The organism is Enterobacter sp. BNK-16 (genome assembly GCF_048684955.1).
Taxonomy (GTDB): domain Bacteria; phylum Pseudomonadota; class Gammaproteobacteria; order Enterobacterales; family Enterobacteriaceae; genus Enterobacter; species Enterobacter bugandensis.
This window is the reverse complement of record NZ_JBLQTQ010000001.1, coordinates 4097511-4109789: the sequence shown is the minus strand read 5'-3', so window position 1 is coordinate 4109789 and position 12279 is coordinate 4097511. Positions and strand designations below refer to the sequence as shown.

The 12279-nt window shown below is 54.5% G+C and carries 15 protein-coding genes and 3 tRNA genes; 8 read left to right on the top strand and 10 right to left on the bottom strand.

All coding sequences use genetic code 11. The features are described 5' to 3' along the window. Positions 1-37: 37 nt before the first annotated feature. The 4 genes from pgsA (at position 38) to ACMGGH_RS19805 (ending at position 1033) form a co-directional block, all read left to right on the top strand. Positions 38-586 (top strand): CDP-diacylglycerol--glycerol-3-phosphate 3-phosphatidyltransferase, encoded by a 549-nt coding sequence (gene pgsA, locus ACMGGH_RS19820; RefSeq protein ID WP_041909393.1) that lies wholly within the window; start codon positions 38-40, stop codon positions 584-586. 152 nt (positions 587-738) lie between these two features. Next, positions 739-814: transfer RNA gene (locus ACMGGH_RS19815), tRNA-Gly, on the top strand. 46 nt (positions 815-860) lie between these two features. Beyond that, a tRNA-Cys gene (locus tag ACMGGH_RS19810) sits at positions 861-934 on the top strand. 12 nt (positions 935-946) lie between these two features. Next, positions 947-1033: transfer RNA gene (locus ACMGGH_RS19805), tRNA-Leu, on the top strand. A gap of 192 nt (positions 1034-1225) precedes the next feature. Here the strand turns inward: ACMGGH_RS19805 and ACMGGH_RS19800 are convergent. The 7 genes from ACMGGH_RS19800 to ACMGGH_RS19770 all read right to left on the bottom strand — a co-directional run bounded on the left by ACMGGH_RS19800 (position 1226) and on the right by ACMGGH_RS19770 (position 7207). Beyond that, on the bottom strand, positions 1226-1678 hold the full coding sequence (locus ACMGGH_RS19800; protein ID WP_028013673.1) for a DUF3828 domain-containing protein: 453 nt from the start codon (positions 1676-1678) through the stop codon (positions 1226-1228). Between the two features lies 1 nt (position 1679). After that, positions 1680-2039, bottom strand: a complete 360-nt coding sequence (locus ACMGGH_RS19795) for a CHAP domain-containing protein (protein ID WP_150144189.1) — start codon at positions 2037-2039, stop codon at positions 1680-1682. A gap of 161 nt (positions 2040-2200) precedes the next feature. Next, positions 2201-2917, bottom strand: a complete 717-nt coding sequence (locus tag ACMGGH_RS19790; protein ID WP_232948485.1) for an ABC transporter ATP-binding protein — start codon at positions 2915-2917, stop codon at positions 2201-2203. Further along, positions 2914-3789 (bottom strand): ATP-binding cassette domain-containing protein, encoded by an 876-nt coding sequence (locus ACMGGH_RS19785; protein WP_232948486.1) that lies wholly within the window; start codon positions 3787-3789, stop codon positions 2914-2916. The genes ACMGGH_RS19790 and ACMGGH_RS19785 overlap by 4 nt, the downstream gene beginning before the upstream one ends. Continuing rightward, positions 3786-5060, bottom strand: coding sequence for a high-affinity branched-chain amino acid ABC transporter permease LivM (gene livM, locus ACMGGH_RS19780; RefSeq protein WP_232948576.1), 1275 nt, complete (start codon positions 5058-5060; stop codon positions 3786-3788). The genes ACMGGH_RS19785 and livM overlap by 4 nt, the downstream gene beginning before the upstream one ends. Positions 5061-5071: 11 nt before the next feature. After that, on the bottom strand, positions 5072-5986 hold the full coding sequence (locus ACMGGH_RS19775) for an ABC transporter permease subunit (RefSeq protein WP_193051457.1): 915 nt from the start codon (positions 5984-5986) through the stop codon (positions 5072-5074). Positions 5987-6085: 99 nt separating this feature from the next. Next, on the bottom strand, positions 6086-7207 hold the full coding sequence (locus ACMGGH_RS19770) for a branched-chain amino acid ABC transporter substrate-binding protein (RefSeq protein ID WP_028013667.1): 1122 nt from the start codon (positions 7205-7207) through the stop codon (positions 6086-6088). 415 nt (positions 7208-7622) lie between these two features. On the opposite strand from ACMGGH_RS19770, the gene ACMGGH_RS19765 reads away from it, so the two are divergent. Continuing rightward, entirely contained in the window at positions 7623-8291 is a 669-nt protein-coding gene (locus ACMGGH_RS19765) for a YecA family protein (protein ID WP_049001195.1), read from the top strand. A 34-nt stretch (positions 8292-8325) separates the two neighbouring features. Here ACMGGH_RS19765 and tyrP read toward each other — a convergent pair whose 3' ends face one another. The 3 genes from tyrP to yecR form a co-directional block, all read right to left on the bottom strand. Further along, complete coding sequence (tyrP, locus tag ACMGGH_RS19760) at positions 8326-9537, bottom strand: tyrosine transporter TyrP (protein WP_193051461.1); 1212 nt, start codon at positions 9535-9537, stop codon at positions 8326-8328. Positions 9538-9781: 244 nt separating this feature from the next. Beyond that, positions 9782-10279, bottom strand: a complete 498-nt coding sequence (gene ftnA, locus ACMGGH_RS19755; protein ID WP_028013664.1) for a non-heme ferritin — start codon at positions 10277-10279, stop codon at positions 9782-9784. A gap of 203 nt (positions 10280-10482) precedes the next feature. Beyond that, a complete protein-coding gene (yecR, locus tag ACMGGH_RS19750) occupies positions 10483-10821 on the bottom strand; it encodes a YecR family lipoprotein (RefSeq protein ID WP_041909409.1) in 339 nt (112 codons plus the stop codon). 254 nt (positions 10822-11075) lie between these two features. Between yecR and ACMGGH_RS19745 the strand changes: the two genes are divergently transcribed. The 3 genes from ACMGGH_RS19745 (at position 11076) to ACMGGH_RS19735 (ending at position 12276) form a co-directional block, all read left to right on the top strand. Continuing rightward, positions 11076-11714 (top strand): RpiB/LacA/LacB family sugar-phosphate isomerase, encoded by a 639-nt coding sequence (locus tag ACMGGH_RS19745; protein ID WP_028013662.1) that lies wholly within the window; start codon positions 11076-11078, stop codon positions 11712-11714. Positions 11715-11832: 118 nt separating this feature from the next. Then, complete coding sequence (azuC, locus tag ACMGGH_RS19740) at positions 11833-11916, top strand: stress response protein AzuC (RefSeq protein ID WP_014884364.1); 84 nt, start codon at positions 11833-11835, stop codon at positions 11914-11916. 108 nt (positions 11917-12024) lie between these two features. Beyond that, a complete protein-coding gene (locus tag ACMGGH_RS19735) occupies positions 12025-12276 on the top strand; it encodes a DUF2766 family protein (RefSeq protein ID WP_008500405.1) in 252 nt (83 codons plus the stop codon). The last annotated feature ends 3 nt before the right edge of the window (positions 12277-12279 follow it).

Genomic DNA, 12279 nt, shown 5'->3' with positions numbered 1-12279 from the left:
AGCTAAATTTTACTGACAACAAATAGTTACCGTCACTATGCAATATAATATCCCTACGTTGCTCACTCTCTTTCGTGTCGTACTCATTCCGTTCTTTGTGCTGGCGTTTTACCTGCCGGTCGTCTGGGCACCGTTCGCCTGCGCATTGATCTTCCTTATTGCAGCGGTAACTGACTGGTTTGATGGCTATCTGGCGCGCCGCTGGAACCAGAGCACCCGTTTCGGCGCCTTTCTCGATCCGGTAGCGGATAAAGTGATGGTCGCGATCGCGATGGTGCTGGTGGCTGAGCACTATCATACCTGGTGGGTGACGCTGCCCGCCGCAACTATGATTGGCCGTGAGATCATCATCTCTGCGCTGCGTGAGTGGATGGCGGAGCTGGGGAAACGCAGCAGCGTCGCGGTATCCTGGATTGGTAAAGTGAAAACCACCGCGCAGATGGCCTCGCTGGTGTGGATGCTCTGGCGTCCGAACGCCTGGGTTGAGTGGGCGGGGATTGGCCTCCTGTGGGTGGCGGCAGTGCTGACGCTGTGGTCAATGCTGCAATATTTGAACGCTGCGCGCGGGGATTTGCTTGATCAGTGATCGTTTCGCCGTAATTTTCAGCAAACAATCCAGACAAGCAAAAAATAACGTTGACTCATCACGTCATATCAGTAGAATGCAACGCATCGAACGGCGGCACAGCAAGCCGGACGATAATGAAATCAAGTGGTTAGCAGTTAACTTGATAACATGCGGGAATAGCTCAGTTGGTAGAGCACGACCTTGCCAAGGTCGGGGTCGCGAGTTCGAGTCTCGTTTCCCGCTCCAGATTAAAGACATGCGCAATAGCGGGTGTCAGTTAGAAAAGTTTTACGGCGCGTTAGCAAAGCGGTTATGTAGCGGATTGCAAATCCGTCTAGTCCGGTTCGACTCCGGAACGCGCCTCCACTTTCTTCCCGAGCCCGGATGGTGGAATCGGTAGACACAAGGGATTTAAAATCCCTCGGCGTTCGCGCTGTGTGGGTTCAAGTCCCACTCCGGGTACCATGGGAAACAAAGAATAATCAAAGCAATAAGCAGTGTCGTGAAACCACCGAAAGGTGGTTTTTTTGTGCCTGAAATCCACTTTCTTGCATCATTGTTATTATTCAGTTATCCAGAGCGAAGGTGTATTTGTCGGCGATACGACAGGGATTCGCGAAGATGCATTGCATCAGTACCCCTGTCATATCGCCGATATCATTCTGCGCTCAGGTTGTCAGAAATATTCACGCTTGCCACGGACTGAACTTTCCATGCGCCATTTTCTTTGACCATGCAGTCAATCACGGTGTGATCCCGCTTTTTGCCGAATGATATATACACCTGCATGCATGCGGCATCGTAATCTAATGCACGCGCACTGACGATGCCCCAGTCATCATCATATCCCTGAGCCTTTATGAACATATCGACGTCAGGCACGTCATATTCATCCGGATCCAGCTTATCCATGGCTTTGAGCTTGCTGATTGTTTCGCGGGTAACGTATCGGCTCAGCGCTTCATAGTTTTTTATTGGCTCTTTCCCGCTAAGAATCTGCGAGATGTACCACTTATTAAACTGAAGGGCGGCGGATGCCTCAGGGGGTAGCTTCTGTGCAGCTGATACGAGAGTGGGCAGAAGCAGGGCAGCAAGAATTATTTTTTTCATGTTAGTCATGCCTGTATATTGCATACGCTGGCTTTACTTCCCGGTATTCTTTTCCCGGATACATTGTTCGCTGAACAAAATCAGAGTACCAGACGCCGTTCCCGCTATAGATGCATGCATGGCCATAGGGGTGGTGGGCTGTAGGCTGGATCACTGCCACGTCACCCTCAACAGGCTCGCCGTAAATCTGATGGAAGCCAGCCAAAATCAAATTGCTTTTCATATCCTTAGCATAATGTGTGTTCTGCAGATTAGCACCGCCAGCGCGAATGGCTTTTGAAACAAATTCTGCACATCTTTTCTGGCTATGCTCGCCCGCATGCTGGCGGGCGTAAACTGCGGCTTTATGGGCACTCCACATAATTTAATCCCTTATAGAATTAATGGTTAACAAGGGAAACATTACGCCTGTAAGTTGCAGTTTTTTGTAAATAAGGGTGATCGGAATTAAACCACTATCTGTTTGGATAATGGTGTTTGGTTAATCCATACGGCATCTTTATGCCCGCTATCGCGAGCGTTTTAATATCCACCCAAATACGCCTTCCTCACCTCCTGATTTCCCAGCAGCTCCTCGCCGCTGCCGCTCAACCGGATCTGCCCGTTAACCATCACATATCCGCGGTCGGAAAGCTTCAACGCATGGTGCGCATTCTGCTCCACCAGAAAAATGGTCATGCCGTTGCGGGCCAGCTCGCGCAGCGTCTGGAAGATCTGTTTCACCACTATCGGCGCTAAGCCCAGGCTCGGTTCATCCAGCAACAGCAGCCTGGGACGGCTCATCAGCGCCCGGGCGATCGCCAGCATCTGCTGTTCCCCGCCTGACATGGTCATCGCGCGCTGCTTGCGCCTCTCCTTGAGGCGAGGGAACAGGTCGAACATGGTTTGCATATCTTCAGCTGCAAACCGGTTGCCGATGGGGATGGTTCCCATCAGCAGGTTCTCTTCGACGGTCATATCCGGGAAGACACGCCGGCCTTCAGGCGCCTGCGCAATGCCGCCGGAGGCGACGCAGTGGGTGGATTGATGGCTGATGTCGTCGCCACTGAACAGAATCTGCCCGCTCCGGATGCGCGGCTGGCCAAAGATAGACATCAGCAATGTGGATTTACCCGCGCCGTTCGCGCCAATCAGCGCCACGGTCTCACCTTCATTGACCTCCAGGGAGACCTGCTTCAGCGCCTGAATGGCACCGTAGAACACATCCACCTCGCGAAATGCCAGCAGCGGTTCGGTCATAGGGTCACCTCGCTTTCGTCCGTACCCAGGTATGCAGCAATCACCTTTTCATCATGCTGGATCTGTTCGGGTTTCCCTCTGGCAATAACATCGCCGTGGTCGAGCACGATAATGTCGTCCGAAATCTCCATCACCATCCCCATATCATGTTCAATCAGTAAGACCGTGATGTCATGGCGATCGCGCAGGAAACGAATAATGCTGCTCAGCTTATGCGTTTCGACCGGGTTAAGCCCGGCGGCAGGCTCATCGAGACAGATCATCTCGGGCCCGGTACACATTGCCCGCGCGATCTCCAGACGCCGCTGCTGCCCGTACGACATCTCTCCCGCCAGGCGATTGGCGCACTCCACCAGGTCCACCACTTCGAGCCAGTAGAAGGCTCTGTCCAGGGCGTCGCTTTCCGCCCGCCGGTAGGACGGCGTATTCAGGATCCCGGCGAGAAGATTGCGGTTCACCCGCATATGCTGGGCCACCAGAAGATTTTCCACGACCGACATCTCGCGAAAAAGGCGGATGTTTTGAAACGTGCGCGCCAGCCCGGCACGGTTCACCAGGTGCGTTCCGCCAAACATTTTGTAGAACAGGCGCTGCCCGAACTGCGCGGGGTTAATCCAGTCGCCAGGCTGGAATTTTTGTCCGAGGACCTGAATAACGTTGGTCGTTTTAGTGCGGGTAGAAAATAAAATATTGCCGCCGGAGGCCTTATAGAAACCCGTCAGGCAGTTAAACACGGTTGTTTTTCCCGCTCCGTTTGGCCCGATAAGGGCGGTAATGGAGCCGCGCAGCACGTCCAGATTAACGTCGTTAAGCGCCTTAATCCCACCGAAGTGCATCATCAGATGTTCCACGCGCAATATCGTCTCGTTCATGGCGCCACGCCCTTACGCACGGCAAACCCGCTGCGGTTAATGCGGATCAGGCCGCGTGGACGCCAGATCATCATCACCACCATCAGCATGCCAAACAGCAGGACGCGGTACTCCGCAAAACTGCGCAGCAGCTCCGGCGTTACCGTCAGCACGAAGGCGGCCAGCACCACGCCAAGCGTCGAGCCCATGCCGCCCAGCACCACGATGGCGAGGATCAGCGCGGATTCAAAGAAGGTAAAGGAGGTCGGATTCACAAACCCTTGATAGGTGGCGAAGAACACCCCGGCAATCCCCGCGGTCGACGCGCCCAGCGTAAAGGCGGAAAGCTTCACCAGGACGTGATTCAACCCCATCGAGCGGCAGGCAATTTCGTCTTCTCGCAGGGCTTCCCACGCCCGGCCAATCGGCATCCGCGTCAGGCGGTGTTTGACGTAGAGCACCAGCATCACCACCAGAAACAGTACCGCGTAGATAAAAATAAACTTCATGTTCGGGTTGTAGGTCAGGTGGAAAAACTCGTGAAAAGGCACGCCACCTTCTTTCGCGCGTCGTCCAAATTCCAGGCCGAAAAAGGTGGGGGGAGGGGCTGACACGCCGTTTGGCCCCCCCGTGAAGGTCAGCCAGTTGTTCAGGATCAGGCGAATGATCTCCCCGAACCCGAGGGTGACGATCGCCAGATAGTCGCCGTGCATGCGCAGTACCGGGAAACCGAGCAGGGCACCGGCGGCGGCGGCCATGATTGCCGCCAGCGGCAGCATGCTCCAGAAGCCTAACCCCAGATACTGGTATCCCAGCGCCAGACCGTACGCGCCAATCGCGTAGAAGGCGACGTACCCCAGGTCCAGCAGGCCGGCCAGCCCCACGACGATGTTCAGCCCCAGACCGAGAAGCACGTAGATCAGCCCGAGAATGGCGACGGTCAGTACATATTTGGTGGCGACAAACGGGAAGCAAACCGCAAGCGCAATCACCAGAGGAATAATCCAGCGCATGCGGCTTTTGTAGTCCGGTGGCCTAACATAGACGCCCGCGTTATCGGCTTCGAAGCGCGCCTGGAAACGAGCGCCCGCGGCGGTACCCAAAAAAGCGCTCAAGAGAAAACGCCCCAGCATTACAATGCCGACCATCAAGGCCAGCCGTTGTCCGGCAAAGTTAAAGCTGTACCCGTCCAGCACCACGCCAGCAATCGGGCCGAAGATAATCAGGGCAATCAGCCCGGAAAAAATCGCGTCCAGAACGCAGCGCTTTAGAGAAAAACCGTGCGATGTCATCATTCTCTTCCTCACACTTTGGCCACAACCGGGCGCCCGAGCAGACCCTGGGGCCGGAAAATCAGGATCATGACCAGCAGGCCAAACGAGAAGACATCTTTATAGTCCGAGTTCACCATGCCCGAGAACTGGGCTTCTGCGACGCCAAGGATTAGGCCTCCGAGCATGGCGCCGGGCAGGGAACCGATACCGCCGAGCACTGCCGCTGTAAAGGCCTTAATGCCAATCACAAACCCGACGTAGAAATCAAAGGTGCCGTAATTCATGGTGATGAGCACGCCCGCCAGGGCGGCCATCGCCGCGCCGATAACAAAGACCAGGGAGATAATCCGGTCGGTGTTGATCCCCAGAATAGAGGCCATTTTGCGATCCTGCTGTACCGCGCGGCACATCCGCCCCAGCCGGGTATGGTTGATTATCCACGTAAGCACCAGCATGCCGGCAAACGAGGCGAGCAGAATAAACACTTTGGTGTAGGTTATCTGCACGAACCCGTCGCCAAGATGCAGTCGAATCACGCCGTCGAGCATGGTCGGCACCCCTTGCTGGCGCGGACCCTGGCTCAGCTGGGCGTAGTTTTGCAGGATAAGCGACATCCCGATGGCGGAGATAAGCGGCGCCAGGCGCGTGGAGTTGCGCAGCGGCCTGTAGGCGATACGCTCGATAGTCCAGCCGTACACGCCAGTTACCGCGATGGTGAACACCAGCGTACCCAGAATCAGCAGGGGGAAGGACTCAAGCCCGAAGAAAGAGAGCAGCGCCAGACCAATGGCGCAGAGATAGGCTGAAATCATATACACTTCGCCGTGGGCGAAATTGATCATCCCGATAATGCCGTACACCATGGTGTAGCCGATGGCGATCAGGCCGTAAACGGAGCCCAGCGTTAAGCCATTGACTAACTGCTGCAGGAAGAATGTACTCATCTTAGCGCGCTCGTTTTATAGGCTGCGCGAGGCGCGCAGCCTGATGTTTATTACGCGCCGACGGGCAAGCCCGCCGACGTTGAGCGTGACTCCGTCCCGTTACTGCACTTCCTTATATTTTCCCTTGTCGTCCCACTGGTAAACCACGTAGTCAGACACTTTAAGGTCGCCTTTGCTGTCCCAGGCTTTTTTGCCCATCACCGTGTCGACAGAATTGGCTTTCAGCCACTCGCTGGCTTTCGCGGAATCCTTGCCGCCGGTGGCCTTGAAGGCTGCGGCAATAGCCTGTACGGAGGCATAGGAGTAGAGGGTATAACCTTCCGGCTCGAATTTACCGGCGCGGAATTTGTCGATAACCGCTTTACCGTCCGGGATCAGGCGCGGATCTTTACCAAAGGTCATGTAAATGCCGTTGGTATATTGCGGGCCGCCCGCTGCCGTCACCATCTCTTCGTTGACAATGCAGTCGCCGGAGAAGAATTTCGCCTGCACCCCCTGTTCACGCATCTGGCGAACCAGCGGGCCAGCTTCCGGGTGACAGCCGCCGAAGAACACCACGTCCGGTTTTTGCGCGCCGATCTTCGTCACCAGCGCGTTAAAGTCTTTTTCACCGCGGGATAAACCTTCATACATCACATCCTTGACCCCGCGCTTCGCCAGCGCCGCTTTGGTGGCGTCTGCCAGCCCTTGTCCATAGGTGTCTTTATCGTGAATGATGACCACGCGTTTGGCTTTCAGCTTGTCGATAATGAAGTCGCTGGCGACCTGACCCTGCTGGTCGTCGCGGCCGCACATGCGGAACATGTCGCTCATGCCGCGTTCGGTGATCTGCGGGTTAGTTGAGCCGGGAGTAATCGCGATGATGCCCGCGTCGCTATACACCTCGGAGGCGGGCATGGTGGAAGAGGAGCAGAAATGGCCGACCACGGCGTTGACCTTATCCTGGTCGACTAAGCGGTTGGCGACGGCCACCGCCTGCTTAGGCTCGCAGGCGTCATCCCCCTGAACCAGCTTGATCTTCTCACCGTTAATACCGCCTGCGGCGTTAATGTCTTCGGCGGCCTGCGTTGCGCCGTGCCAGTACTGATCGCCGTAGGTGGCATTAGGGCCCGTGAACGGTCCGGCGACACCGATCACGATATCTGCCCGGGCGGAAAATGCCGTTACCAGACAACCGGCCAGCACAAGAGAAACAGGCGTTTTGATAAATTTCAGCGACATTATTATGTTCCTTAGCAAAGAGGTTTTTGCACCACGGCGTAAGCCTGAACGCCCAGGGCGCAGCCAATCCAAAAACACGAGCAAGAACAAAATGCACTAAACGAACGGCATCCTGCGTGATACGGCGAGGTTTCCATGCGCAGCGTCGCGCGAAGAACAGCAAGCAAAAACGTTGCCAGAATGGTTAACCCCTTGACGGGGTTATGACATGTTTGAGTATAGAGCGCCGCGTTATCCCGCCCTGCGCCAGGAGAAGAATTTACAGCGGAGATCACACATCGTTAACAATAAAGCCCATAAGTTGTGCAACGGTCACGATTTGCACACTTTTGCAGCAATAAAGACCTAAACTTCAGCCAGGGCAGGCGTGCGATCTGTGGTAGGATCCTTTCCTTTTTTATCAGGAGTGTCCGCGATGACGGAAGGTCCATTAAATGAAAGCGAAATGGCGTGGCTGGAAGAGACGTTAATGTCTTACGGTCATGACGATGCGTCCGTGATTGACGTGTCCGAACTGGACGGCATGCTTACTGCAGTGCTTTCCGGCCCTGTTGTCGTTGAGCCAGATGCCTGGCTGGTGGCGGTGTGGGGCGGGGAGAAGTACATCCCTCGCTGGAAAAACGATCGCGAGATGAACCGTTTTATCGATCTCTGCTTTAAGCATATGAACGACATTGCCGAGCGCCTGAGCGAATATCCGGATCAGTTTGAGCCGCTGTTCGGCTATAACGACGTTGACGGTGAGAGTTACACCGTGGTCGAAGAGTGGTGCTATGGCTACATGCGCGGCGTGGCGCTGACGGACTGGTCAGCCTTGCCGGAAACCCTGAAGGCCGATCTCGACGTGATTGCCCTGCACGGAACGGAAGAGAACAGCGAGAAGCTGGATGAACTGTCCGAAGAGGAGTATATCGCCAGCATCGAGAGCATCCAGCCTGCGGCCCTGCGCTTATACAACTACTGGGTGGAGAACCCGCAGCAGCCGGAAGCGAAGAAGCCTGTCGTGAACGGCACGAAGGTGGGGCGTAACGATCCGTGTCCTTGCGGCAGCGGGAAGAAGTTTAAGAGCTGCTGCCTGCACTGATAAAAAAAGGGGCTGATGATAGCCCCTTTTATCTTTAACCCACTTCCGGCAGCATCCCGGCGGCAATCAACACCTGCACCAGAATAATCATTACCCCGCAGCCAAACACAACGCACAGCAGCGGTTTTCCTCCCGCGACGCGATATCCTTGCTGAGGATGCTGCTGACGGCTTTTCCACGCCAGCAGGGAAGGGAGCAGCAGGGCCAGGACAGAGAGCGCCACCCCCGCGTAGCCCAGCGCCATCACAAACCCGCGAGGGTAAAACAGCGCAAACGCCAGCGGCGGCAGGAAGGTAATGGCTCCGGTCTGTAACCGCCCGGCGGCAGTATTGCGACGCTGGAACAGGTCGGCCAGGTAATCGAACAGGCCGAGCGCTACGCCCAGGAACGAGGTCGCGAGCGCCAGGTCGGCAAACAGGTGAACCGCCAGCTCCACGTGCGGCGAGGTGACCACCTCGCGCAGCGACAACAGAAAACCGTTCAGGCCAGCGTGCTGCGCCATCAGCCCGACGAAGGTTGAAGAGTCAATGCTACCCAGCGTCACCAGCTGCCAGAAAATGTAGGCGATCAGCGGAATGGCGCTGCCGATAACAAACACACGACGCAGCTTGCGGACATCACCGTGCATATAGCTGACGATGCTCGGCACGCTGCCGTGGAAGCCAAACGAGGTGAAAATGACCGGGATGGCGGAAAGCGCCAGCCCTTGCTCCAGCGGCAGCGTCAGCAGGTTCACCTTGTGCACGTGTGGTGCCAGCAGCGCCAGCATGACAACCAGAAACAGAATTTTGGCGCTGAAGAGAAAACGGTTAAAGAGATCGACCAGCGATGTGCCCACGCAGACCACGCCGCCGCCAATAAGCGCAAAGAAGATAGCCCCCGTTGCAGGGGTAATGTCAGAGCCAAACCAGTCGTTGACGCTGGAGGCGATTAGCTCCCCGGCACCGCTGATATACGCGGCCGTGAGGGCGTACATCAGGAACATCATGCTAAAGCCGGTGATCCACTGGCCGTAGCGTCCCAGATAGCGCGCCGCCAGCGAACCCAGCCCGGTATCGGCGGGCACATGCTGGTAAACCTCAAGCAGCAGCAGTGCGGTATAGCACATTAATGCCCAGAGCGTGCCAAGCAGCAGCAGGGTCATCCCAAATCCCACTCCCGCGGCAGCCAGAGGCATTGCCAGCATTCCTGCGCCAATCGTCGTTCCGGCGACGATAAAAATACTTCCCAGGGTTCTGTTCTTCACGCTTTCCTCTACAACGACGCTTAACCGCAACAAAATCTGCGGCGCAGAGTAAGGCAAAAGCGGTAATTCGTCAAACCACCGTTACAAGGCGTGTAATGAAAGGTTTACGTATTGCGCTACTGCTCATCCTGAGTGGGGCGACGGTCAGGCGTGACGTAAATAGGGCGTATGGGGAATAAAATGCGTGTTTTAATGCAGGGAAAGGTAAATTAACGCGGCGCCGGAAACCGGCACCGCGCTGATATTAATTCTGCGTATCGAGAGTCGACAGTTCTTTATCAATAAAGTAAAGTCCTTCGCCGGATTTACCCACCAGGGATAATTTATCCAGCACGGATTTAAACAGCTTCTCTTCTTCGTGTTGTTCCGCAACGTACCACTGCAGGAAATTAAAGGTTGGATAATCCTGGCCGATCATTGCCGCATGAACCAGTTCGTTAATTTTCTGGGTGATCAGCTGTTCGTGCTCGTAGGTGGCGCGGAACAGTTCGTCGAGAGAATTATATTCAGCAAAAGGCGATGCCACGTTCTCGATGCGCGGCAGGCTGCCCGTATCGGTCAGATAATCAAACAGGCGCTGCATGTGGGTCATCTCTTCCTGGGCGTGACGACGCAGAAACGCGGCCGCACCTTCAAAGCTGTGATAGCTGCACCAGGCGCTCATCTGCTGGTAGAGAAGGGATGAATAGAGCTCAAGGTTCATTTGTGCATTGAGCTTGTCGATCATTTCAGTTTTCAGCATGGTGGCGCTCCGGATTATTATTACGGGTTCATAATGAGCGACACTATAATTTGTTATTTAATTATTTGCAAAACGTAAAATTAAATATTTGTTCGTTTAAAATACGAATGGGAATAAAACGCATTGGCGATATTTATTTTTATTAATGCGAATTATTTTTGTTCTTAGTTAAATAAAGCGCCAGCAAACGCTGGCAGCTTTGATTAATACCAGGGATTATTTGCCTTAGGGTTAACTGCATACCCCATGCACTTATACTGGATAGTAACGCTCTCGTTCAGGCACAAAGAGCCGCTTGTCAGGGTACAGGTTTTGACCGGCTGCCCGTAGGCAGAGGCGGTGGCATAGCCCATGTTCTGACAGGCTTTTACCGCGGTACCGTTATTAACATATTCATCGGACCAGGCGTTTTGCAGCACGGCCTGGCCATAGTCGAGGCGGACAATGCCGTTCGGCGCGTCGAGGCTGCTGATTTCCGCCTGGCGTTTAACGCTGCATCCCGCGAGCAGCAGGACTGTAGCGGCTACGATGGCTCTTTTCATGGTTCGCTCTGAGTGGATGGAAATACGTTATCGTACCCGCAGATGCCCGCTGCAATGCCAGGAATAGCCGGACGATCTACCCTCACTCTTTGCAACGGACGACGTAGATCCTCCCCTTCACAAAATTGTGAGCGCGCATTATATTTTTAAAACTCCATTTCATTTACTTTGAAAGTCTGTTTATTTGATGCCAGAATGAACGGGAACAGGTATCCATGGCGGGGAGCGCCCGCAGCGCATTCTGGAGAGACACGATGAAAATTGCACTGATGATGGAAAACAGCCAGGCGGCTAAAAACCCAGTCATATTAAAAGAGCTGAAAACGGTAGCCGATGAAAAAGGGTTCCCGGTTTACAACGTGGGTATGAGCGACGAAAACGATCATCACCTGACCTACATCCACCTGGGCATTATGGCGAGCATTTTGCTGAATGCGAAAGCGGTGGATTTTGTGGTCACCGGCTGCGGCACCGGGCAGGGGGCGCTGATGTCGTTAAACATCCACCCTGGCGTGATATGCGGCTACTGCATCGATCCCGCAGACGCGTTTCTCTTCGCGCAAATCAATAACGGCAATGCGCTCTCTCTGCCTTTTGCCAAAGGGTTTGGCTGGGGAGCGGAGCTAAACGTTCGCTTTATCTTTGAAAAGGCGTTTACCGGCCGAAAAGGGGAGGGTTATCCTCCAGAGCGTAAAGAGCCGCAGGTGCGTAATGCCGGTATTCTGAACCAGGTAAAAGCGGCCGTGGTAAAAGATAACTATCTTGACTCGCTGCGCGCCATCGATCCTGAGCTGGTGAAGACCGCTGTTTCTGGCCCGCGTTTCCAGCAGTGCTTCTTTGAAAATTGCCAGGATAAGGCGATCGAGGATTTTGTTCGCAGTATCGTGGGTTAATGCGCACTGCGCAGTTTAAATTGTGATATGCGTCACAAAAATATTGATTTTTGTGACGATGGTCATATTATAGGCACATTGACGATAAAGTTGTATAACAAGTTAATGGAGCATCACAATGAAACTGCGCAAAATCCTGAAAAGTATGTGGGCCAATTACTGCCGCACTTTTAAAGACGTGCCGCCTGGCGCCATGTTCTGATAAAAAAACCTGCTTCGGCGGGTTTTTTTGTGTCCTGCGGCAATGAAGGGCAGATGTCACGGGCCACGTTTTGATACTATGGCGGCCTTTGAATAAGGAGAAAGCCCCATGTCACAAAACCTGAGCGCCGATCAGGAACTGGTCTCTGACGTTGTCGCCTGTCAGCTGGTTATCAAGCAAATTCTTGATGTTCTGGACGTTATTGCACCGGTTGAAGTGCGCGAGAAGATGTCCACGCAGCTGAAAAACATCGATTTTGCCAGCCATCCCGCGGCTGCCGACCCGGTGACGCTTCGCGCGATCCAGAAAGCCATCGCGCTGATTGAACTGCGCTTTACGCCGCAGGGCGAGTCTCATTAAAAC

What these genes read in the sequence shown, in the direction of transcription:
- pgsA (WP_041909393.1), top strand. Translation starts at nt 38, where the DNA reads ATGCAATATAATATCCCTACGTTGCTCACTCTCTTTCGTGTCGTACTC.
- ftnA (WP_028013664.1), bottom strand. Translation starts at nt 10,279, where the DNA reads ATGCTGAAAACTGAAATGATCGACAAGCTCAATGCACAAATGAACCTT.
- yecR (WP_041909409.1), bottom strand. Translation starts at nt 10,821, where the DNA reads ATGAAAAGAGCCATCGTAGCCGCTACAGTCCTGCTGCTCGCGGGATGC.
- ACMGGH_RS19770 (WP_028013667.1), bottom strand. Translation starts at nt 7,207, where the DNA reads ATGTCGCTGAAATTTATCAAAACGCCTGTTTCTCTTGTGCTGGCCGGT.
- livM (WP_232948576.1), bottom strand. Translation starts at nt 5,060, where the DNA reads ATGACATCGCACGGTTTTTCTCTAAAGCGCTGCGTTCTGGACGCGATT.
- azuC (WP_014884364.1), top strand. Translation starts at nt 11,833, where the DNA reads ATGAAACTGCGCAAAATCCTGAAAAGTATGTGGGCCAATTACTGCCGC.
- ACMGGH_RS19785 (WP_232948486.1), bottom strand. Translation starts at nt 3,789, where the DNA reads ATGAACGAGACGATATTGCGCGTGGAACATCTGATGATGCACTTCGGT.
- ACMGGH_RS19790 (WP_232948485.1), bottom strand. Translation starts at nt 2,917, where the DNA reads ATGACCGAACCGCTGCTGGCATTTCGCGAGGTGGATGTGTTCTACGGT.
- ACMGGH_RS19735 (WP_008500405.1), top strand. Translation starts at nt 12,025, where the DNA reads ATGTCACAAAACCTGAGCGCCGATCAGGAACTGGTCTCTGACGTTGTC.
- ACMGGH_RS19745 (WP_028013662.1), top strand. Translation starts at nt 11,076, where the DNA reads ATGAAAATTGCACTGATGATGGAAAACAGCCAGGCGGCTAAAAACCCA.
- ACMGGH_RS19775 (WP_193051457.1), bottom strand. Translation starts at nt 5,986, where the DNA reads ATGAGTACATTCTTCCTGCAGCAGTTAGTCAATGGCTTAACGCTGGGC.
- ACMGGH_RS19765 (WP_049001195.1), top strand. Translation starts at nt 7,623, where the DNA reads ATGACGGAAGGTCCATTAAATGAAAGCGAAATGGCGTGGCTGGAAGAG.
- ACMGGH_RS19795 (WP_150144189.1), bottom strand. Translation starts at nt 2,039, where the DNA reads ATGTGGAGTGCCCATAAAGCCGCAGTTTACGCCCGCCAGCATGCGGGC.
- ACMGGH_RS19800 (WP_028013673.1), bottom strand. Translation starts at nt 1,678, where the DNA reads ATGAAAAAAATAATTCTTGCTGCCCTGCTTCTGCCCACTCTCGTATCA.